The 21545-nt window shown below is 66.2% G+C and carries 23 protein-coding genes; 18 read left to right on the top strand and 5 right to left on the bottom strand.

The genetic code is table 11. From position 1 onward, the window contains the following. The first annotated feature begins 41 nt into the window (after positions 1-41). The 4 genes from IEV87_RS17075 to IEV87_RS17060 all read left to right on the top strand — a co-directional run bounded on the left by IEV87_RS17075 (position 42) and on the right by IEV87_RS17060 (position 4306). The gene (locus tag IEV87_RS17075; RefSeq protein ID WP_188479508.1) at positions 42-2219 is read left to right on the top strand and encodes a RelA/SpoT family protein; all 2178 of its coding nucleotides are present in this window, start codon (positions 42-44) and stop codon (positions 2217-2219) included. A gap of 16 nt (positions 2220-2235) precedes the next feature. After that, a complete protein-coding gene (locus IEV87_RS17070; RefSeq protein ID WP_229737680.1) occupies positions 2236-2880 on the top strand; it encodes a DUF2062 domain-containing protein in 645 nt (214 codons plus the stop codon). Next, positions 2877-3623: a pyridoxine 5'-phosphate synthase gene (locus IEV87_RS17065; protein ID WP_188479019.1), complete on the top strand. Its 747-nt coding sequence runs from the start codon at positions 2877-2879 to the stop codon at positions 3621-3623. Before IEV87_RS17070 ends, IEV87_RS17065 begins: the two co-directional genes overlap by 4 nt. Before the next feature lie 242 nt (positions 3624-3865). Continuing rightward, on the top strand, positions 3866-4306 hold the full coding sequence (locus IEV87_RS17060; RefSeq protein WP_188479018.1) for a hypothetical protein: 441 nt from the start codon (positions 3866-3868) through the stop codon (positions 4304-4306). Here the strand turns inward: IEV87_RS17060 and IEV87_RS17055 are convergent. Continuing rightward, complete coding sequence (locus IEV87_RS17055; RefSeq protein ID WP_188479017.1) at positions 4296-5207, bottom strand: LysR substrate-binding domain-containing protein; 912 nt, start codon at positions 5205-5207, stop codon at positions 4296-4298. The two genes, IEV87_RS17060 and IEV87_RS17055, sit on opposite strands and share 11 nt — an antisense overlap. Positions 5208-5562: 355 nt before the next feature. On the opposite strand from IEV87_RS17055, the gene acpS reads away from it, so the two are divergent. After that, positions 5563-5964 (top strand): holo-ACP synthase, encoded by a 402-nt coding sequence (gene acpS / locus IEV87_RS17050; protein ID WP_188479016.1) that lies wholly within the window; start codon positions 5563-5565, stop codon positions 5962-5964. Beyond that, positions 5964-6416, top strand: a complete 453-nt coding sequence (locus IEV87_RS17045; RefSeq protein WP_188479015.1) for a GFA family protein — start codon at positions 5964-5966, stop codon at positions 6414-6416. The genes acpS and IEV87_RS17045 overlap by 1 nt, the downstream gene beginning before the upstream one ends. Here IEV87_RS17045 and IEV87_RS17040 read toward each other — a convergent pair. Further along, a complete protein-coding gene (locus IEV87_RS17040) occupies positions 6408-7028 on the bottom strand; it encodes a LysE family translocator (protein ID WP_188479014.1) in 621 nt (206 codons plus the stop codon). The genes IEV87_RS17045 and IEV87_RS17040 overlap by 9 nt on opposite strands. Positions 7029-7146: 118 nt before the next feature. On the opposite strand from IEV87_RS17040, the gene IEV87_RS17035 reads away from it, so the two are divergent. The 6 genes from IEV87_RS17035 (at position 7147) to IEV87_RS17010 (ending at position 11535) form a co-directional block, all read left to right on the top strand. Next, positions 7147-7818: a helix-turn-helix transcriptional regulator gene (locus IEV87_RS17035; RefSeq protein ID WP_188479013.1), complete on the top strand. Its 672-nt coding sequence runs from the start codon at positions 7147-7149 to the stop codon at positions 7816-7818. Between the two features lie 93 nt (positions 7819-7911). Further along, the gene (lepB, locus tag IEV87_RS17030) at positions 7912-8754 is read left to right on the top strand and encodes a signal peptidase I (protein WP_188479012.1); all 843 of its coding nucleotides are present in this window, start codon (positions 7912-7914) and stop codon (positions 8752-8754) included. Positions 8755-8760: 6 nt separating this feature from the next. Beyond that, entirely contained in the window at positions 8761-9441 is a 681-nt protein-coding gene (gene rnc / locus IEV87_RS17025) for a ribonuclease III (RefSeq protein ID WP_188479011.1), read from the top strand. Continuing rightward, entirely contained in the window at positions 9438-10238 is an 801-nt protein-coding gene (locus IEV87_RS17020; protein WP_188479010.1) for an endonuclease/exonuclease/phosphatase family protein, read from the top strand. Before rnc ends, IEV87_RS17020 begins: the two co-directional genes overlap by 4 nt. 58 nt (positions 10239-10296) lie before the next feature. Further along, positions 10297-11202, top strand: coding sequence for a GTPase Era (era, locus tag IEV87_RS17015; RefSeq protein WP_188479507.1), 906 nt, complete (start codon positions 10297-10299; stop codon positions 11200-11202). A gap of 3 nt (positions 11203-11205) precedes the next feature. Continuing rightward, positions 11206-11535, top strand: coding sequence for a DUF1491 family protein (locus tag IEV87_RS17010; protein WP_188479009.1), 330 nt, complete (start codon positions 11206-11208; stop codon positions 11533-11535). Here IEV87_RS17010 and IEV87_RS17005 read toward each other — a convergent pair. After that, positions 11532-12146 (bottom strand): Pr6Pr family membrane protein, encoded by a 615-nt coding sequence (locus tag IEV87_RS17005; RefSeq protein WP_188479008.1) that lies wholly within the window; start codon positions 12144-12146, stop codon positions 11532-11534. The genes IEV87_RS17010 and IEV87_RS17005 overlap by 4 nt on opposite strands. Positions 12147-12201: 55 nt before the next feature. Between IEV87_RS17005 and recO the strand changes: the two genes are divergently transcribed. After that, the gene (recO, locus tag IEV87_RS17000) at positions 12202-12927 is read left to right on the top strand and encodes a DNA repair protein RecO (protein WP_188479506.1); all 726 of its coding nucleotides are present in this window, start codon (positions 12202-12204) and stop codon (positions 12925-12927) included. On the opposite strand, the gene IEV87_RS16995 is transcribed toward recO, so the two are convergent. Beyond that, positions 12924-13451, bottom strand: a complete 528-nt coding sequence (locus tag IEV87_RS16995; protein ID WP_188479007.1) for a TetR/AcrR family transcriptional regulator — start codon at positions 13449-13451, stop codon at positions 12924-12926. The genes recO and IEV87_RS16995 overlap by 4 nt on opposite strands. Positions 13452-13544: 93 nt before the next feature. Then, complete coding sequence (locus IEV87_RS16990) at positions 13545-14234, bottom strand: fumarylacetoacetate hydrolase family protein (RefSeq protein WP_188479006.1); 690 nt, start codon at positions 14232-14234, stop codon at positions 13545-13547. A gap of 130 nt (positions 14235-14364) precedes the next feature. On the opposite strand from IEV87_RS16990, the gene ade reads away from it, so the two are divergent. The 5 genes from ade to IEV87_RS16965 all read left to right on the top strand — a co-directional run bounded on the left by ade (position 14365) and on the right by IEV87_RS16965 (position 21503). Next, on the top strand, positions 14365-16065 hold the full coding sequence (gene ade, locus IEV87_RS16985; protein WP_188479005.1) for an adenine deaminase: 1701 nt from the start codon (positions 14365-14367) through the stop codon (positions 16063-16065). A 276-nt stretch (positions 16066-16341) separates the two neighbouring features. After that, positions 16342-18441 (top strand): 3-hydroxyacyl-CoA dehydrogenase NAD-binding domain-containing protein, encoded by a 2100-nt coding sequence (locus tag IEV87_RS16980; RefSeq protein WP_188479004.1) that lies wholly within the window; start codon positions 16342-16344, stop codon positions 18439-18441. Between the two features lie 10 nt (positions 18442-18451). Further along, positions 18452-19639, top strand: coding sequence for an acyl-CoA dehydrogenase family protein (locus tag IEV87_RS16975; RefSeq protein WP_188479003.1), 1188 nt, complete (start codon positions 18452-18454; stop codon positions 19637-19639). A 3-nt stretch (positions 19640-19642) separates the two neighbouring features. After that, complete coding sequence (locus IEV87_RS16970) at positions 19643-20695, top strand: acyl-CoA dehydrogenase family protein (protein WP_188479002.1); 1053 nt, start codon at positions 19643-19645, stop codon at positions 20693-20695. A 10-nt stretch (positions 20696-20705) separates the two neighbouring features. Next, on the top strand, positions 20706-21503 hold the full coding sequence (locus IEV87_RS16965) for a thioesterase family protein (RefSeq protein ID WP_188479001.1): 798 nt from the start codon (positions 20706-20708) through the stop codon (positions 21501-21503). The last annotated feature ends 42 nt before the right edge of the window (positions 21504-21545 follow it).

Here is a 21545-nt window from a genome sequence, read left to right as displayed (position 1 = left end):
TCGGGGCTGACGGGAGCCCGGAAAGGCGCGACACTGTGGACCTGAAGCCTGCCGACGATCTTGTCACGCTGGTCCGCGCCTACAACCCCCGGACAAACGAAGCGCTTATCCGCGACGCCTACGACTTCGGGCGCGAGATGCATGAAGGGCAGTTCCGGAAATCCGGGGAGCCCTATTTCTCACATCCGATCGAGGTCGCTTCGATCCTCGCGCAGCAGCACCTGGACGACGCCACCATCGTCACCGCCCTGCTGCATGACACGATCGAGGACACCAAGGCCTCTTACAAGATCGTGTCGGACCGCTTCGGGCCTGAGATCGCCGAACTGGTCAACGGCGTCACCAAGCTGACCAACCTGCAACTGACCTCGACCGAGACCAAGCAGGCGGAGAATTTCCGCAAGCTGTTCATGGCCATGTCGCGCGACCTGCGCGTGCTGCTGGTGAAGCTGGCGGACCGGCTGCACAACATGCGCACGATCAAGTCGATGCGCATGGAAAAGCAGGTGCAGAAGGCGCGGGAGACGATGGACATCTTCGCCCCGCTGGCCGGTCGCATGGGCATGCAGTGGATGCGGGAGGAGCTTGAGGACCTGTCCTTCAAGGTGCTGAACCCGGATGCGCGGGCATCGATCATGCGGCGCTATGTGGTGCTGCAGTCGGAAACCGGCGACGTGATCGAACGGATCACCGGCGACATGCGGTCTGAGCTGAAGAAGGCGGGGATCGAAGGCAAGGTCTCCGGCCGGGCCAAGCGGCCCTATTCTATCTGGCGGAAGATGGAGGAGAAGGACCAGAGCTTTTCGCGCCTGTCGGACATCTACGGGTTCCGGATCATCACGGGGACGGAAGACGACTGTTATCGCATCCTCGGCGTGATACACCGCCGCTGGAGGTCGGTTCCGGGGCGGTTCAAGGACTACATCAGCCAGCCCAAGTCGAACGGCTACCGGTCGATCCACACCACCGTGTCGGGGCGCGACGGCAAGCGGGTAGAGGTGCAGATCCGCACGCAGGAAATGGACGAGGTGGCAGAGGCCGGGGTGGCCGCGCACTGGTCCTATCGCGACGGGGTTCCGGCGGAGAATCCCTTTGCCGTCGATCCCGCGCGCTGGATCATGACGCTGTCCGAACAGTTCCAGAACGAGGATGATCACGAGGATTTCCTCGAGGCCGTGAAGCTGGAGATGTATTCGGACAAGGTCTTCTGTTTCACGCCCAAGGGCGACGTGGTGAAGCTGCCCAAGGGGGCCACGCCGATCGATTTTGCCTATGCGATCCACACCCGGATCGGGTCGGCCTGCGTCGGGGCCAAGATTGACGGGATGCGCGTGCCGCTCTGGACCCGGGTGAAGAACGGGCAGAGCATTGAGATCATCACGGCGGAGGGGCAGGAGCCGCAGGCGACCTGGCTCGACATCGCGACGACCGGCAAGGCGAAAACGGCGATCCGGCGGGCCCTGCGCGAGGTGGACCGGGAACGGTTCATCCGGCTTGGCTGGGAACTGGCGCGGTCGGCCTTCGAACATGTGGGCAAGAAGGCAACCGACAAGGCGCTTGAGACGGCGGCAGAGAAGCTGCGGCTGAACGGGCGGGATTCGCTGCTGGCGCGGCTCGGCTCGGCTGAACTGAGCGCGACGCAGGTGGTTCAGGTGCTCTATCCCGCGCTGGTGCCCGATGACGGGGAGGGGATTCGGCAGGACCGGGCGGTGATCGGTCTGTCCCCGGGGCAGAAGTTCGAACGCGCGGCCTGCTGTCAGCCCCTGCCGGGCGAACGCATCGTCGGCATCACCTGGAAGGGGCGCGGGGTGGTGGTGCATGCCATCGACTGCCCGGTGCTCGGCGATTACGAAGACCAGCCTGCGCGCTGGCTGGACTTGCACTGGCATTCTGGCAAGCATGCGGCGGTCAACCCGGTCTCCTTCCTTCTGACCGTCGGCAACGACGCGGGGGTGCTGGGACGAATTTGCACATTGATCGGAGAGCAGAAGGCCAATATCTCGGACCTCAGATTTGTCGACCGGAAGCCCGATTTCTACAACCTGCTGGTCGATCTGGAACTGCGCGACGCGGAGCATCTTCACAACGTGACATCGGCGCTCGAGGCCGAGTCGGACGTGGCGGCCCTGTCGCGCAATCGCAACCCGTCGGCGGCGCGCCCCCCCGCGCCCGCGCCGGCAGAGATGGGAGAGACCGTTGGTCTTCAAACGTCGGGATAGACGTCCTCTCTGGCTGATGGTTTTCGAATTCTTCTGGCCCCGTGGCGGTTGGGGCCGGGCCTTTCACTACGTCAAGCACCGCATGCGGCGGCTGCCCGACACGCCGGAAAAGATCGCCCGCGGGATCTTTGCCGGGATCGTGACCTGTTTCACCCCGTTCTACGGACTGCATTTCTTCACCGCCGCGCTGATCGCCTTCGTCGTGCGCGGAAACATCCTCGCGGCGATCCTTGCCACCTTTGTCGGCAACCCGCTGACCTACGTGCCGATCGCGCTTCTGTCGGTGCAGGTCGGGCTTTTCCTGACGGGCCGGCATCCGGACGAGGCCGGGAACGGAGAGAATTTCGCGCAGAAGTTCTTCTATGCCGCCAACGACCTGCGGGAGAATGTCGTCGCGCTGTTCACCGATATGGATGCGAACTGGACCTCCCTCCGGATCTTTTACCATGACATTTTCTACCCCTACATGATCGGCGGGATCATTCCGGGCGTGCTGTTCGGGCTGGTGGCCTACTATGTCTCGGTTCCGGTGATCCGGGCCTATCAGGCGCGGCGGCGCGGGGCACTGAAGGCGAAGCTGGCGGCGATCCGGGCCAAGGCCGAGGTGGCGAAGCGCGCCAAGGCGGAGAAGGCCGAACAGGCGAAGGAGACAAGGACATGAGCGGGCAGGCATTGCGACTTGGGGTGAACATCGACCACGTGGCGACGGTGCGGAACGCGCGGGGCGGGGCCTACCCGGATCCGCTGCGTGCTGCCCGGATCGCCGAGGCTGCCGGGGCAGACGGCATCACCGCGCATCTGCGGGAGGACCGCCGGCATATCTCGGACGCGGATATCGAGGGGCTGATGGAGGTGCTGACGGTTCCGCTGAACTTCGAGATGGCCGCGACGGACGAAATGCAGGCGATTGCCCTGCGTCACAAGCCGCACGCCGTCTGCATCGTCCCCGAGAAGCGGGAAGAACGGACGACCGAAGGCGGGCTGGAGGTCGCGCGGGAAGAAAACAAGCTGGCCCATTTCATCGCGCCGCTGCGCGATGCGGGGTGCCGGGTGTCGATCTTCATCGCCGCCGACAAGCGTCAGATCGAGGCGGCGCACCGGATCGGGGCGGAGGTTATCGAGTTGCACACCGGCGCCTATTGCGACGCCCATGCGGAGGGGCATTTCGACGCCCGCGACGCGGAACTTGCCCGGCTGACGGAGATGGCGACGTTCGGCCATTCTCTCGGGCTGGAAGTGCACGCGGGCCACGGGCTGACCTATGACACGGTGCAGCCGGTCGCCGCCCTGCCGGAGGTGCGGGAGCTGAACATCGGGCACTTCCTGATCGGGGAGTCGATCTTCCTTGGGCTCGACCCCGCGATCCGCGAGATGCGGCGGCTGATGGACGAGGCGCGGGCGTAGGGCGCCGCTTCGGTCGAAGGGAAGGGGTCATCCTCGGACTCGATTCGAGGATCTCTTCATGTTTCGCGCGCCCGTAGACAGGGAGATCCTCGGATCAAGTCCGAGGATGACGGTTGCGATGGTGGCAAGATTCTTCGGAACGACTTCGGGCTTTCACCATGCCGCCACCCCGCAGTCCGCGGACGTCCGCCGCCCTGCGCCGCACGTTTGAACCACACCCCAGTCCCCCGCGTTCCACTTCCATGATCCGCTATCTCCTCTCCCTCCTCCTCCTCGCAACGCCGGCCGTTGCGCAACAGGTGGAGGACTGCGACTGGCGCGCTTCTGCCGGCGTCATCGCCGAACCGTGGGAAAACAACTCCCGCAGCTTTGCCAACGGTGACGTCCGCCTTGCGCTGCTGGATGCGGGTGAGCCCGCGATCGGGGGTTACTACATTCTCGTCCTCTCACCGCCGCGCGGGGAACTGGGCGACCGGCAGTGCCGGATCGTGAGCTACAAGAGCTACGGGTTCGGCCGCGTCACTTTCAAAGACCTCACTGCTGATTACGACCCGGCGCAGGGCCTCCGGTTCCGTCTGCCGGTCAGAGTCGTGGATGAACCGACCGGCGCCATGCTGGACCGGACGCTGACTTTCACGCTCAACCAGTCCTCGGGCGAGATCGGTCCAGCGCTCAGCCCGTAGGAACCGGGGCGACGCCCATCCCCTCTTCCTCGATCGCCGCTTTCAGCCACTGGCGGAACCTGCGCTGCGGCAGGGTCAGCGACCGGTCCTGTGCCGAAATCAGCCAGTAGGACGCGCCGGTATTCCGCCAGACCGGGAAGGGGGCGACGATCTGGCCGCGTTTCAGCGAATCGACGCAGAGGGTTTCAAAGGACAGGAAGACCCCGGCCCCGGTCATCGCGGAATCGAGGCAGAGCGTGCCCTCGCTGAACTCGGGCCCCTCGGGCAGGCGGTCGGCAGGCGGGTCGCCGGGGCGAAGCCAGTGCTGCCAGCCATAGTTCGACCGGGTGTCGCGGATGATCGGCACATTCAGCAAGTCCGCCGGGCTGTGCAGCGTGGCGGCGATGTCGGCGTGGCAGACCGGAACGATGCGCTGCGGGAACAGTCGTTCGACCTCGACCCCCTCGTAAGGGCCGTTGCCGATGCGGATGGCGAAGTCGGCGGTGCCGTCGTTCGGGTCGATCAGGGCGGTGTCGCTGTCGATGCGGATGCGGATGTCGGGGTTGGCGCGGGTGAAGCCGCGCAGCCGCCAGATCAACCAGCGGGCTGCGAAGATCGGCGCGCAGGAGACGGTGAGCATGCTCTGCCGGTCTTTGCGGGTCAGATCGACAGCGGCGGACAGCCGGTCGAACCCCTGACCGAGCAGGCGGAAGAGGTCCGCGGTCCCCTCTGCCGCGATCATGCCGCCGGGGCGGCGGAGGAAGAGGCGCAGGCCAAGCGTCTCTTCAAGCCGTGCAACCTGCTGGCTGACGGCACCGGGGGATACGCCCAGTTCCTTCCCCGCGGCGGAGAGGGAGCCGAGCCGGTGCACGGCTTCGGCGGCGCGCAGGCCGTTCAGGGGGATGCGGCTGAGGTTGTCCATTCAGAAATTCTAAAGGCAGGTGCAGAAAGCGTGCAATTCAAAAAGCGCGGGGCCGATCCCATATTCCCGATATCTGAAACCAAGGAGAAAACCATGACAAACTGGTTCAAAACCCTTTTCGCCGCCCGGGCCCCTGTCAACCCGGCGCCGGGCGACCCCTTTGCGCATCCCGATGTCGCCCGGATGTCCCCGCGCGAACTTGCGGACCTGCCACTCGTCCCGCCGCCGGCGCCCGCTGCCCGGCGCGACAGGGCGGTCGCGTTCCGGCCTGCGCCCTGCGCGTCTGTCTGAAGGGCGCTGACTTCCCTGTGCAAACCGGCTAGACCTCTGGCCTGACGCAGTGACGGACGGCCACATGATCCTCGGCATCGGCACCGATCTGGCGAATATCGACCGGATCCAGGGCACGCTCGACCGCTTTGGCGATCGGTTCCGCAACCGTGTCTTCACGGAGGTTGAACAGCGCAAGGCCGAACGCCGCGCCGACACCGCCGGGACCTATGCCAAGAGATGGGCGGCGAAAGAGGCCTGTTCCAAGGCGCTTGGCACCGGGCTGCGCATGGGAATTTCCTGGAAGGACATGGCCGTCAGCAACCTGCGCACGGGCCAGCCGGTCATGCATGTCACGGGCTGGGCGGCGGAGCGGCTGGCGCAGATGACCCCTCCCGGTCATGAGGCCATCATCCATGTGACGCTGACCGACGATCACCCCTGGGCGCAGGCTTTCGTGGTGATCGAGGCGCGTCCGGTGACGTGATGAGCGCGTACCGGCACGAGGGCGGATGCCACTGCGGGGCCATCGGGGTGCTGCTGGAAACGCCGCGCGCGCCGGACCATCAGGTGATCGGCCTTTGCCAGTGCGGGTTCTGCCGGTCGCACAATGCGCGGGCCTTCCGGGATCCGGCGTCGCACCTGACGCTCACGGCACATGAGCCGGAGCAGGTGCGGCACTACAGCTTCGGCCTCGGCGTGTCGACGCAGGTGATCTGCGGGCGCTGCGGGGTCTATGTGGCCATGCTGATGCGCGACGGTGCGGGGCTGCTGTCGGTGATGAATATCTCGACCCTCGCCGACCGCTCCGCCTTCACCCATCCGGGCAACCCGAGCGATTATGACGCGGAGACCGTCGCGGAGCGGCTGGCGCGGCGGCGGGCCGGATGGATGCCCGCGCGCCTGATCGACTGGCCGGAACTGCCGATTCTACCCTAGCGCGGCCCAGAGCGTCAGAGCCGCCGCGATGAGGAAGGCCGCACCGGTTATCCGCCCCGTCCAGATCGTCGCTTTCGGGGAACGGATCAGCCAGCGGCGCACCCGGCCTGCAGCCAGTGCGATTCCGCCATAGACCGCCAGCTGGGTCAGGGCGACCAACAGGCCGACGATCAGGCCCTGCCGCCAGAGCGGGCCGAATTCCGGCCGGACAAACTGCGGAAAGACGGACACGACAAAGACCCAGGCTTTCGGGTTCAGCAGGCAGGTGACCAGCCCCTGCCGGAAAGCGCGGCGGGAGGGGTCTGGCGCGTCTTCGCCAACCGTGATCGCACTGTTGAGCAGGGTCCACCCGATCCAGGCGAGGTAGAGCGCCCCGGCTGTAAGCATGACCGGAATCAGCATGGGTGGCAGGCGGAGGATCAGTGCGACCGACAGCAGGCCCCAGATCGTGTGCACCGCGCCGCCCGCAATGATGCCGGAGAGCGCGGCGAAACCTGATTTCAACCCGCGCGCCATCGTGTTCGACAGCACCAGCAGCATGTCCATGCCGGGAATGACGATGATGCCGAAGATCAGGACCCAGAAGATGCCGAGGGATTGCAGGTATGTCATGTCAGTAGCCTTTGCGCTCAGATCGGTGCCGTCCTCCGATTCCCCCTTGAATCAGTGCGGTCCGGCTGACCAGATACCCGCACCGAACTGCCACCGCCCTGTCAGTTGCGAGAGTCCCATGCGCAAGATGTCCCGCCTTTTCGAGATCGTTCAGATGCTAGGTGCCGCCCGCGCCCCGTTGACCGGCGCGGATCTGGCGGAGAGGCTGGAGGTCGCGCCGCGTACGATCTATCGCGACATCGCCGCCCTGCAGGCGATGCGCGTCCCGGTGGAGGGGGAGCGCGGCATCGGCTACGTCTTGCGCGACGGGTTCACCCTGCCGCCGCTGATGTTCACGCTTGAGGAGATCGAGTCGCTGGTCGTCGCGCTTGGCCTGCTGGACCGGCGGGGCGACGCTGCGCTGCGCAATGCAGCCCGGCGGGTCGGAGAGAAGGTGACGGCGAGCCTGCCGCCGCCGCTGCGGGACCGGATCGGCAATGGCGCGCTCAGGGTCTGGGGCGGTCCGGCGATGGCGGAGGGGTTGGACCTGGCCCTGGTGCGGCAGGCGATCCGGGAGGAGCGGAAACTCGCCCTGTTCTACCGCGACGCGCAGGGAGAGGAGTCGGAGCGGATCATCCGCCCGATCGCCCTGATCTACTATTCGGAAACTGCCAATATCGTCGGCTGGTGCGAGCTGCGCGGCGATATCCGGCATTTCCGCCCCGACCGTGTGGTGCGCGCAGGCTTTGAGGGCGGGCATTTCCGCGGAGAGGGCGACCGGCTCCGCCGGCTCTGGACCGAAGGCTGGTGATCGCGCCTGCGTGACGGCCGGCCCCGGCAACCTTGACACCCAAACCCCTGCGGCTCATGTAGCCACGGTGCGCCGGGCAGAAGGACGAATTCCATGGCAGACGAGAACCAGGGCTTCCTCGGGGCGATCTGGGAAACGATCAAGACGATCTTCTGGGCGCTGATCATCGCCGGGGTGTTCCGGACGCTGCTGTTCCAGCCCTTCTGGATTCCGTCGTCTTCCATGAAGGACACTCTGCTGGTCGGGGATTTCCTGTTCGTGAACAAGATGGCCTACGGCTATTCCTACGCCTCGTGCCCGTCGATCAAGCTGGGACAGTTCGGCATCGACATCGACGCGGCGGACATCTGCGGGTTTCTCGACGGGGACAACAGCCGCCTTATCGGCGATCAGCCGGAGCGGGGCGATGTCGTGGTTTTCCGCCATCCCGTCAGCCATCAGGACTATATCAAGCGGCTGATCGGCCTGCCGGGCGACACGGTTCAGATGAAGGCCGGGTTGCTTCACATCAACGGGGAACCGGTGCAGGTCGAAGATGGCGGCGTGTTCTCCGAAACCAAGGAACCGCAGGGACCCGAGGGACGCTATCCACGCTGTTCCAACGATCCGGTCGGCGAAGGCGGGGTCTGCGAGAAAGAGCGCCTGATCGAAACGCTGCCCGGTGGTGTTCGCCATTCCATGCTGAACATCCAGGACGGGCTGGACCTCGACGATACCAAGGTCTTTACCGTGCCCGAGGGACATTTCTTCTTCATGGGCGACAACCGCGACAATTCCACCGACAGCCGCGTTTCGCAGACCTCATTCGGGGTCGGGATGGTGCCGTTCGAAAACCTGATCGGCCGCGCGGACCGGATCATGTTCTCCTCTGCCGGGCGGTCCATGCTGTTCTTCTGGACGTGGCGGGGCGACCGCTTCTTCAAGGCAATCGACTGAGGTGGCATGAAGCTGTCCGGAGAGCTCCAATCCTTCGCCACCCGCATCGGCCATGACTTCGCCCGGCCCGACCTGCTGGTTCGGGCCGTGACGCATCCCTCCGTGTCCTCTCCGACCCGGCAGCACAACCAGCGATTGGAATTCCTCGGCGACCGGGTGCTGAACCTGGTGATTGCCGAGGCGCTGTACGAGGAGGATCAGGATGCCAGCGAAGGCCAGCTTGCGCCGCGCTACAACGCCCTGATCCGCAAGGAAACCTGCGCCGAGGTGGCCGCCGGGATCGACCTTGGCGCGGTGCTGAAGCTCGGCCGCTCTGAACAGCGCACCGGCGGGCGGCGCAAGATGACCCTACTGGGCGATGCGATGGAGGCGGTGATCGGCGCGATCTATCTCGACGCCGGGTTCCCTGCGGCGCGCGATGTGGTGCTGCGGCTCTGGGGCGACCGGGTGGCGAAGGTGGCGGAGGACGCGACCGACGCAAAGACCGCGCTGCAGGAATGGGCGCAGGCGCGCGGCCTCACCCCGCCCGCCTATGTGGAGACAGGACGCGAGGGACCGGATCACGCCCCGCAGTTCCGGATCGAGGCGCGGCTCGGCAATGGCGAAACGGCCGAAGCGGTGGCCGGGTCCAAGCGCGCGGCGGAACAGGCGGCGGCGCGGGCGCTGCTGGACAGGGTGTCGTCATGAAGGTCGTCAGTCTCAACGCCTGGGGCGGACGTCTGTTCGAGGAAATGACCGACTGGCTGGCGCAGGAACAGCCCGACGTGCTTTGCCTGCAGGAGGTCGTCTATGCGCCCGGCAGCCCCTCGGCCTGGCTGGAATATCGCGACGACGGCATGGCCCTGCCGCAGCGGGCGGATGTGCTGCGCGACGTGTCGCGCGCGCTGCCGAACCACGGGCTGACCTTCTGTCCTGCGGCGCTTGGCAATCTCTGGCTTGGCGACCGTCCGGTGCCGACGCTCTGGGGGATCGCGACCTACCTCTCGCCCGACCTGACGCTGGTCGGGCAAGCGCAGGGGTTCGTGCATGGGGAATTCTCGCCCGGCGGGTTCGGCGCGCATCCCCGCGCGCGCACCGGACACGCGGTGCGGGTCTGGCATCCGGAAGAGGGCGGCGTCACCGTCGCCCACATGCACGGGCTGCGCGATCCGAACGGAAAGATGGACACGCCTGTGCGCGGCGAACAGGCCCGCAAATTCGCAACGCTGGTGCAGAGCGTTCTGATGCCGGGCGATCCGGTGGTGGTCTGCGGCGATTTCAACGTGTTGCCGGTGTCCGAAACCTTCCGCGTCCTTGCCCGCGTTGCGCCTTATAACCTCGTGACGACACGGGGCCATCCGGGGACGCGCACGTCCTTCTACGAGAAGCCCGAGAAATTCGCCGACTACATGCTGGTCAACGGCCCCCTGCGCGACGCCCGTTTCGACGTGGTACGGGAGCCCGAGCTCTCGGACCATTGCCCTCTGGTGCTTTACACGGCATGAGGCGCGGATGCCTGTCCCGTGCTATGAGGGACAGGCGCCAACCATGGAAAGAGACATCATGACCACCCGCGCCGGTTTCGTCGCCCTGATCGGAGAGCCCAATGCGGGCAAGTCCACGCTCACCAACCGGATGGTGGGGGCGAAGGTGTCGATCGTCACGCACAAGGTGCAGACCACGCGGGCGCGGATCCGGGGGGTGACCATCGAGGGCGAGAGCCAGATCGTGCTGGTGGACACGCCGGGGCTGTTCAAGCCGCGTCGCAGGCTTGACCGGGCGATGGTCGCGGCGGCCTGGGGCGGGGTGGCGGATGCGGATCTCACCGTCCTGCTGGTGGAGGCGCATCGCGGGATCACGGACGGGGTCTCGGCCATCCTCGACGGGCTGGCCGAGACGGCGAAGGGGCGGCGCGTGGCGCTGGCCATCAACAAGATCGACCGGGTGGAGGCGCCGGACCTGCTTGCGCTGACCGAGGCGCTGAATGCGCGCTATGATTTCGAGCAGACCTTCATGATCTCGGCCGAGCGGGGGCACGGGGTCGAGGCGCTGCGCAAGTGGCTGGCGGAGCAGATGCCGGAGGGGCCCTGGCTCTACCCCGAAGACCAGATCGCCGACCTGCCGATGCGCATGATCGCGGCCGAGATGACGCGGGAAAAGCTGACCCTGCGCCTGCATCAGGAACTGCCCTACCAGCTGACGGTAGAGACGGAGAGCTGGGTGGAGCGCGACGATGGCACGGCGCGGATCGACCAGATCGTCTATGTCATGCGGGACGGTCACAAGGGGATCGTGCTGGGCAACAAGGGCGAGACGATCAAGGCCGTCAGCAAGGCCGCGCGGGAGGAACTGGAAGAGTTCCTTGGCCGGAAGGTGCACCTCTTCCTGCAGGTGAAGGTGCGCGAAAACTGGCTGGAAGAGGCGGCGCGCTATCGCGAGATGGGGCTCGACTTCCGCGACGGGAACTAGGGGATGCGGCTGACCGCACGGACCTGGATCGACGCTTACCTCACGCGGTTGCGGCTGGCGGACATACCGGGGTTCGTGGTGGCGCATGGCGATGACACGGGCGGGGCCGTTCTGGTGAAGCTCAACACGCTCGACGGGCAGGCGGTCGCGTTTCAGCGCAGCTTCGACATCGTGACGGGCGCGCGCAAGTGGATGGTCCTATCGGAGGGGCCGGAATCGCAGGTCGACCAGTCCATTTCCCGCCAGCGCGGCTTCGACCCCGATCTCTGGGTGGTCGAGGTCGAGGACCGGCAGGGCCGGCATTTGCTCGACGAACCGGGACTGGCCGACTAGCGGTTGCGGATCAGCCGGGCCAGGGCGATCAGCAGCAGACCGGCGATCAGGAAGGCCACGGCAAGGATCACGGTCCATTCCGCCACCCCGGTCCAGCCGATCCGGTCCGGGTTGGTGAAGAAATAGGGGTAGGTGCCGTCAAAATGCCCCCGTGTCAGCGCGTATCCCACGTAGATCAGCGGCCAGAGCATCCACAGCACCGCCGCCCCCGCCCGCAGCTCCGCGCGCGGCCCAAAGGCCAGCCACCAGAGCGTGACGGCAACAGGAGTGGCGCTGTGCACGCCGAAATCGGCCCACCAGTCCAGCCCGGTCTTCGGCCCGTCTGTCCCGGCCAGCAGCAGGTGATAGACCACCCCGGTGATCGCGATCCAGAGCGTCACGCCGCCAAGCCAGACCGGCGCGGTCAGGCGGGCCCCGAAGGCGATGGCGGCATATGTCACGACAACCAGCGTATTGGTCAGGATGGTGAAGTAGCGGGCCAGCCGCCAGAGCGTTTCATAGCCCGCAAGCTCCGGATTGGCGCGCTGATCGGTGAGGTACTGCGCGACAAGCGCCGCGAGGGTCATCAGCGCGATGGCGAGCGCCAGGGTCCGGGACAGGGGTGTCGTCATGGCCGCAGGGTTGCGCGATCTTGCCGGGCCGCGCAAGGGGGCGGATAAGGGCGGTATGGAGTGGCGTGATCAGGGGATATTGCTGGCTGTCCGGCGGCACGGGGAAGATGCGGTGATCGCCGAGGTCTTCACCCCAGATCATGGCCGTCATGCCGGGGTTGTGCGGGGCGGGGCCTCGCGCCGGATGGCGCCGCTGTTGCAGCCCGGCGCGCAGCTGGACGTGGCGTGGAAGGCCCGGTTGCAGGACCATCTGGGCGGTTTCACGGTCGAACCGCTGCGGTCGCGGTCGGCTCAGGCGATGTCGGACCGGATGGCGCTGGCAGGGCTGAACGCGGTCACGGCGCTGCTGTGCTTTGCCCTGCCCGAACGCGAACCGCACCGCGCGCTTTATGCACGGACGGAGTCGCTGCTGGACCTGCTGGATCGCGCGGACCTATGGCCGCTGGCCTACCTGCACTGGGAACTGGCGCTGCTGGACGATCTGGGCTTCGGGCTGGACCTGTCCGCCTGCGCGGTCACGGGGGCGACGGAGGGGCTGGTCTATGTCTCTCCCCGCACCGGGCGGGCAGTGACGGCGGCGGGGGCGGGGGGCTATGCGGACAGGCTGTTGTCGCTGCCGCCGGTGCTGCTGCGGCAGGGCGATGCGCCGGATGCAGAGATCGCGCAGGGGCTGCGCGTTACCGGGCATTTCCTGACGGAACATCTTGCGCCGGACCTTGGGAAAAAGCCGCTGCCCGAGGCGCGGCAGCGATTTGTCGACCTGTTCGCGCGCGGTCTCTAGCGCAGGGCGAGAACGATATCGACGAGGGTGGTGAGGGCGTCCGGATCGGCGACATCCCCGGGCAGGGTCGCCATGCCGACCTTGGAGGCATAGAGCGCGCAGGCGATGTCCGGATTGGTGATGCCGAGCTTGCGCAGGAGCGTTTCCAGATGTGCCAGCCGGGTGCGGTCAAGCTCTGCCAGTGCCTCTGCCACCGCGTCGTCCACCGTCGCCCAGCTCCGGATCGCGGATTCCGTGGCCATGTCGCCGCCAAACCCGTCGTGCATGACCGCGTGCAGCCGCGCCACGGCCTCTGCCTTTTCGGCGGGGGCGGCGGGCATCTTGCCGGTGAGGTCGCGCCAGAACTGGAGCAGGGCCTGCCGGTAACGCGGCACATCCTCGAAATGCCAGTAGAAAGAGCCCTTGGTGGTGTCGAGCGCACGCGCCAGCGGTTCGGCCTTCAACGCCTCGGGACCCGAGGCGGCGAGGGCCTGAAGACCGGCATTCAGCCAGTCGTCGGCGGAAAGGCGTTGTCTGCGACTCATGCCCCTATCATACCGCAAAAGCGCTGCTGCGCAGCGCTTTTTCTGCACCTGCAAAATAACGTGATTGACAGAGTATACTTTTTTGGCGGCCCGCTACTCCGCCGGTTGTATCGTCAGGTCGAGCGGGGCGAGGCCCTCGATCTCTCCGCGCAGGGTGTCGCCGGGGGCCACCGGGCCGACGCCAGCAGGCGTGCCGGTGTAGATCAGGTCGCCGGGGCCGAGGTGGTAGTAGCCAGACAGATGCGCGATCACGGCGGGAATGTCGTGCAGCAGCTGGTCCAGCGTCGCGTCCTGTTTCACCGTTCCGTTGACCGTGAGGGTGATGCGCTGTTTCGCGACCGCGCCGAAGTCGGCGGCCCTCGTCAGCGGCGCGATGATGGCGGACTTCTCGAAATCCTTGCCGAGATCCCAGGGGCGGCGCTTGTCCTTGCCGTCCTGCTGGCGGTCGCGCCGGGTCATGTCCAGCCCGCAGGCATAGGCATAGACGGCGGCCGCGGCCTCCTCACGGCTGGCGCGGAAGACGGGCGCGCCCAGGGCGACGACAAGCTCCATCTCGTAATGGCAGTCCTGGGTGCCGGGGGGGTAGGGGATCGCCGGGTCCATGCAGATCGCGGAGGGGGTTTTGGTGAAATAGAACGGCGCTTCGAGGTCCGGCTCGTGGCCCATCTCCTTCGCGTGGTCGGCGTAGTTGCGCCCGACGCAGAAGATACGGCGCACCGGGTAGCTGTCGGTTTCGCCGGCGACGGGGACGGAGGGGAAGGCGGGAACGGGGAAGAGGGACATGGGCGCGGGCTCCTTTGACTGCGGTTATGCGGCGAGTGTTGCGCGGGGTAAAGGGCGCTTCGCGCGGCTTGCTCTGGACTCCGGGCGCAGGCTGGGGTCGGATCAGGGGGCGCAATCCGAGAGGCCCCAGATGACCGAACCGCTGTCCCGACTGATCTCGCAGGGGCGGGGCAATGTGCCCGCCGATCTCGTCCTGCGGGGCGGCGAGGTGTGGGACATGGTGACCGGCGACCGCATTCCGGGGGAGGTGGCGATCTGTGGCGACACCATCGTCGGGATCGGGGCCGACTATGAGGCGGACCGGGTGATCGACGTGACCGGCCTGACGCTGGTGCCCGGCTTCATCGACACGCATCTGCATATCGAAAGTTCTCTTGTCACGCCGCACGAATTCGACCGCTGTGTCGGACCACGCGGGGTGACGACCGCGATCTGCGACCCGCACGAGATTGCCAACGTGATCGGAGTTTCCGGAATTCAGTACTTTCTGGACTCCGCGACCGAGACGGTGATGGACATCCGGGTGAACCTGTCTTCCTGCGTGCCGTCTTCGCACATGGAAACTGCCGGGTCGCGGATCGAGGCGGGGGACCTGGTGCCGCTGATGGATCACCCGCAGGTGATCGGGCTGGCGGAATTCATGAACTATCCCGGCGTGATCCATCAGGACTCCGGCTGCATGGCCAAGCTGGAGGCGTTCCGGGGGCGGCATATCGATGGCCATGCGCCGCAGCTGTCGGGGCGGGATCTGAACGCCTATGTCAGCGCCGGTATTCGGACGGAGCATGAGGCGACGACGGCGGAAGAAGCGCGGGAGAAGCTGCAGAAGGGCATGCGCGTGCTGATCCGCGAAGGGTCGGTCAGCAAGGACCTTAATGCGCTTCAGCCGCTTCTGAACGACGTGACATCGGCTTACATGTGCCTGTGCACCGACGACCGGAACCCGCTGGACATCGCAGAGCACGGGCATCTCGACCACATGATCCGGGAACTGATCCGTCTGGGCTGTCCGCCGCTCGCGGTCTACCGCGCGGCGTCGCTCTCGGCGGCGGAGGCTTTCGGGCTGAAGGATCGCGGGCAGATCGCGCCGGGCAAGCGGGCGGATATCGTCGCATTGCCGGATGTGGCCGACTGCCGGGCGAAGCTGGTGCTGTCGGGTGGTGTCGTTATGGGGGCGGAGGCGTTTGCGGCGCGTCGCGTGACGGCCCCTGTCGGGCGGGGGTCGGTGAAGACGGGGACGATCCGGGCGGATCACTTCCGCACCGGCGGCAACCGGGAGAAGACGGATGTGATCGGCATCCTGCCCGGCAAGATCATCACCGAACATCTGAAGGAAGACATCGTCATCACCGACGGCGACAAGCGTCCCGACCTTGCGCGCGACCTCGTCAAGATCGCGGTGATCGAACGGCACGGGGTGAACGGCAATATCGCGACGGGGTTCGTCAGGGGGTTCGGTCTGAAGGGCGGGGCCATTGGCTCTACCGTCTGCCACGATCACCACAATATCGCAGTAGTGGGTGGAGACTACCGCGACATGGCGCTGGCGGCGACCCGGCTGGCCGAAATCCAGGGCGGGTTCGTGGTGGTGCGCGACGGCGAGGTGCTGGCGGAGCTCGCGCTGCCGGTCGCGGGGCTGATGAGCGACCGTCCCTTCGAGGAGGTGCACGATGCGCTCGTCGCCCTGCGCGCCGCAGCGAAGGGGCTGGGCGTATCGCTGGACGAGCCCTTCCTGCAGCTTGCCTTCCTTGCACTGCCGGTGATCCCCGCGCTCAAGATCACGGACCGGGGGATGGTGGATGTGGTGAAGTTCGAGATCATTCCGGGCTGAGAGATCGCTGTCCGGCGGGCCACCACCCGGCGCACCGTCATCCTCGGACGTGATCCGAGGATCTCCTGCCTGGAGGGACGGGCGACCGGGAGATTCTCCGGTCGGGGCGGACAGTGGCGACGTCCCTATAAATTCTGCATTGCAAAATTGAATTCCATTGATTGACCCTTCCGCTCCCACGGTCTAGGTTTCCGCGCGAGAGGGAGGAGACGCGACCGCCGGTCTGGACCGGGGGGCCTTCTTCCGTTGACGAAAACAAGGGTGAGAGAGGGCGCCATGGCCGAATCCAATTCCACGAGCGAAGCTGTCAGCTATGGATACGAGGGCGACGTCGCCCTGATCTGCATCGACAATCCGCCGGTCAACGCCACCGGCATCGCCGTGCGCGAAGGGCTGGTGAAGGCCGTTGAGGCGATCAATGCCGATGCCAAAGCCAAGGCCATCGCGCTCTATTGCGCGGGCCGGACCTTCATCGCCGGGGCGGACATCCGCGAATTCGGCAAGCCGCCCAAGGCGCCCTCCCTGACCGAGGTGCTGGACGTGCTGGAAGCCAGCGCGATCCCGACCGTTTCGATCATGCACGGCACGACGCTTGGCGGCGGCTATGAAACCGCGCTGGCGACCCATGCTCGTGTTGCGATGAAGGGGGCCAAGTTCGGCCTGCCCGAGGTTCTGCTCGGCATCATTCCCGGCGCGGGCGGTACGCAGCGCCTGCCGCGCCTGTCCGGCATCCCCTTCGCTTTGGACATTGCCGTATCGGGCCGTCATGCGAAGGTCGAGGAGGGGCTGGAAAAAGGCGCCATCGACCGCGTCGTCGAACCGGGCGAGCCGCGCGACATCGCCGTCGCCATGGGGAAAGAGATCATCGCCGGCACCCTGCCGACCCGGCGCACCGCGGACATTCAGGCCAAGGCGGACGATGCGGCGGTCGCCGCGACGCTCGACATGGTGACGAAGAAGAACCCGCATCTCATCAACCTCGCCGAATGCGTGAAGGCCATCGGCGCGTCGACCCTTCCGCTGGCCGAGGGCCTGAAGAAGGAGCGGGAGCATTTCATGGTCTGCATGAACTCTCCTCAGCGCGCCGGGCTGATCCACGCCTTCTTCGGCGAGCGGGCGGTGTCGAACATCCCCGAGGCGAAGGGCGAGACGCGCAACCTCCAGAAGATCGGCGTGATCGGCGGCGGCACCATGGGGTCCGGCATCGCGACCTCCTGCCTGATGGCGGGTTACGACGTGACGCTGGTCGAGGTGAAGCAGGACGCGCTTGACCGGGGTGTCGCGACGATCACCAAGAACCTCGACGGAGCGGTGTCGCGTGGCAAGATGAAGGCCGACAAGCGGGACGCGGCGCTGGCGAAACTGTCCCCCGCGCTCGAGATGGAGGCGCTGGCCGACGTGGACCTCGTCATCGAGGCGGTGTTCGAGAAGATGGAAATCAAGAAGGACATCTTCGGCAAGCTGAACACCATCTGCAAGCCGGGGGCGATCCTTGCGTCGAATACCTCGTACCTCGACATCAACGCGATTGCCGCCTGCACCGACCGGCCGCAGGATGTGCTTGGGCTGCACTTCTTCTCTCCGGCCCACGTGATGCGGCTGCTGGAAATCGTGCAGGGCGAAAAGACCGCACCGGACGTTCTGGCAACCGGGTTCCACCTGGCCAAGAACCTCGGCAAGGTCGGGGTGCTGGCGCAGGTCTGCGACGGGTTCATCGGGAACCGGATCCTCGGGCATTACGGCAAGGTGATCTCCTACCTCGTGCTCGACGGGGCGTCGCCGCAGCAGGTGGACGACGCGCTCGAATCGTTCGGCATGGCCATGGGGCCGCACAAGGTCGGGGACCTCGCCGGGCTCGACATCGGCTACATGACCCGTCAGCGCCGCAAGGAAGAGGGCCTGCCGCCGGGCGAACGTTACGGCGGCGACATTGCCGACCGGATCAGCGAACGCGAAGGGCACGGGCGCAAGACCGGCAAGGGGTACTACCTGTACGAAACCGGCTCGCCCGTCCCGAACCCCGCCGTGGCGGACATCATCGACGAGGTGCGCGCCGAAAAGGGCATCACGCCCAAGGACTTCACCGAACAGGACATCATCGATCGCTACATGACCGCCTTCATTGCCGAAGCCGCGCGTGTGGTCGAGGACGGAACCGCCAAGCGCCCCGTGGACGTCGATATGGTCTTCCTGTTCGGCTACGGCTTCCCGCGTCATCGCGGCGGCCCGCTGCACTATGCCGACACCATCGGCGCGAAAGAGCTGGTGCGCCGGATCGAGGCTTACGCACAGGAAGACGCAAATTACTGGAAGGTTCCGCCGCTGCTGCGCAAGATGGCCGAAGACGGCACGACCTTCGCCGACCTGAATTCGTGAGGAGCACATCATGGATCTGAACTTCACCCCCGAGGAAGAGGCCTTCCGCCAGGAAGTCCGCGATTTCTTTGCCGAGAACCTGCCGGACGACATCCGCGACGCCGTGAAGAACGGCGGCGAGCTCACCAAGGAGATCATGGAGCGCTATCATGCGATCCTGAACAAGAAGGGCTGGCTCGGCACCACCTGGCCGAAGGAATTCGGCGGTCCGGGCTGGGGCCCGGTGGAACGGCATATCTTCGACGAGGAATCCTGCGCCGCCTATGCCCCGCGCATCGTTCCCTTCGGCCTGTCGATGCTGGGCCCGGTGCTGCAGAAGTTCGGATCCAAGGAACAGCAGGACTACTACCTGCCGCGCATCCTGAACGGCGACGACTGGTGGTGCCAGGGCTATTCGGAACCCGGTGCCGGGTCCGACCTCGCCTCTCTCAAGACCCGCGCGGTCCGCGACGGGGACGAGTGGGTCATCAACGGGCAGAAGACCTGGACCACTCTTGGCCAGCATGCCGACTGGATCTTCTGCCTCGTGCGGACCGACCCTGACGTGAAGCAGCAGGAGGGCATCTCCTTCATCCTCGTCGACATGAAGACGCCGGGTGTCGAAGTCCGTCCGATCAAGCTGATCGAAGGCGGTCACGAGGTGAACGAAGTGTTCTTCACCGACGTCCGCGTGCCCTACAAGAACCTCGTGGGCGAGGAGAACAAGGGCTGGACCATCGCCAAGTACCTGCTGACCCACGAACGCACGGGGATCGCCGGCGTCGGCTTCTCCATGCTGGAGCTGGAAGAGGTCAAGGCGCTGGCCAAGAAGATCACCCGCAACGGCAAGCCGCTCTCCGAGGATCCGCTGTTTGCCGCCCGTGTCGCGCAGGCGGAGATCGACCTCGAGGCGATGAAGCTGACCAACCTCAGGATGCTGTTCACCGCGCAGAAACAGGGGGCGCCGGGACCCGAAACCTCGATCCTCAAGATCAAGGGGACGGTCATCAACCAGGAGCTCAAGGACCTGCGCCGCCGCGCGCTCGGCCCCTCCGCCGCGCCTTTCCCCGGTTCGCTGTCGGGCTCGAACCTCGATGTCGCGCCGGAAGGCCATGCCAACAATGCGGCGCGCTATTTCAACAACCGCAAGACCTCGATTTTCGGTGGCTCGAACGAGATCCAGCGGAACATCCTGACCAAGACCATGCTGGGGCTGTAACTCATGAACTTCGATCTGACAGACGACCGCCAGATGCTTCAGGACTCGCTCCGCCGTTACCTGGCCGACAAGTACCCGGTGGAGCATCGCAACAAGGTCGCCTATGCCGAACCCTTCCACGATGACGCGAAATGGGGCGAACTGACCGAACTGGGGGCCCTGTTCGCCCTGGCACCCGAGGATGCGGGCGGCATGGGTGGCGAAGGCTTCGACATCTCCGTGGTGTTCGAGGAACTGGGCCGGGTGATCTGCCCGGAGCCGGTGCTTGGTGCGCTCATGGCGTCACGGCTGATGACGGCGGCCGGCGCGGATCAGGAGGCGCTGCTGTCCGGCGCTACGAAATATGCGGTCGGGCTGGGTGAGCTCGACGCGCCCTACGATCTGGACGGGATCGCGACGGTGGCCAGGGACGGCAAGCTGTCGGGCCGCAAGTCGCTGGTGTATGGCGGGCAGGCGGCGGACGTCTTCCTGATCGCGGCGAAGGACGGCGACGCGCTGGCGGTTTACGAGGTTCAGGCCTCCGACGTCTCCGTCACCGGCTACGGCCTGATGGACGGCGCCGGTGCGGCGGAAGTCGTGCTCGAGGATGCGCCGGGCAAGCTGCTGCTGGCGGATGCGGGCGCGGCCATCGAGGATGCGGTGAATGCCGGGATCGTGGCGCTGTGTTCCGAAGCTGTCGGCGCGATGGACGTGCTGCACAAGATGACGGTCGAATACCTTGGCCAGCGCAAGCAGTTCGGGCGTCCGATCGGCACCTTCCAGGTTCTCCAGCACCGCGCGGTCGACATGCTGACGGAGATCGAACAGAGCCGGTCCATCGTCATCAAGGCGGCGGCGGAACTGGGCGGGCCGGATGCGTCGCGCTACTGCTCCATGGCCAAGAACCTGATCGGCCGCGCCGGACGTCTGGTGGCCGAAGAGGCGATCCAGATGCACGGCGGCATCGCGATGACCTGGGAATATCCCGGCTCCCACTACGCCAAGCGGATCATCATGATCGACGCGCAGCTTGGCGATACGGACTATCACCTGAGCCGCGTAGCGGCGGCTGCGTGATCCTGCGGGCATGACCGAAGACCGGATCCCCTCCCTCGCCGAAATGGTCGACGACCTGTCCGGGCGGGAGGGGCATATCGCGGCGCGCATCTCACCGCACTGGATGCAGGGTCGGACGGCCTTCGGCGGGATCACGGCGGCGCTGGCTTTGGCGGCGACGCGGCACAGCCTGCCCGACCTGCCCCGGCTGCGGTCGATGCAGGTCAGTTTCCTGCGCCCGATCACGGAGGAGGTGACCTTCGAGGTCACGCTGATCCGGGCCGGGCGGTCTTCGTCCTTTGTGCAGGTGGACTGCGTCAGCGCCGATGCACTCGGCGCGCGCTGCACCTTCGTCTTCGGCGGCGCGCGGGAGACGCGGATCGTGCATGACTACGGCCCCGGCCTCAGCGCGCGGCCGCCCATGGACTGCCCGGAGCTGATCCGCCGGTCCTCCGGCCCCAGCTTCTTCAAGAATTTCGAGGCGCGGCTGGCCGACGGGGACCAGCTGGTCAGCGGATCGGACCGGCCCGAGGTGGTGGTCTGGACCCGTCTGATCGATCGCGACGGGGTCAGCCCGGAAATCGCGCTTGTCTGCAACGCCGACAACCTGCCGCCCGCCGCGATGACGACCTTCACCGAACGCGCACCGCTGTCCACCGTGACCTGGGCGGTTGATTTCGCGCATATCCCGGACCATGCGGACTGGCTGCTGACCCGCACGACCAGCAAGCACGCGGCGGAGGGATATTCGGTGCAGGACATGGAAATCCGCGATGCGGATGGCCGCCTGGTCGCATCCGCACAGCAGTTGGTGGCGCTGTTCGGCTAGGCCGCCCTCGCCAAGCCTTTCATCTTGCCTGAAATATCCCGG

This window comes from Primorskyibacter flagellatus (assembly GCF_014638275.1).
Classification (GTDB): Bacteria; Pseudomonadota; Alphaproteobacteria; order Rhodobacterales; family Rhodobacteraceae; genus Pseudooceanicola; species Pseudooceanicola flagellatus_A.
This window is presented reverse-complemented; position numbering and strand designations above follow the sequence as displayed.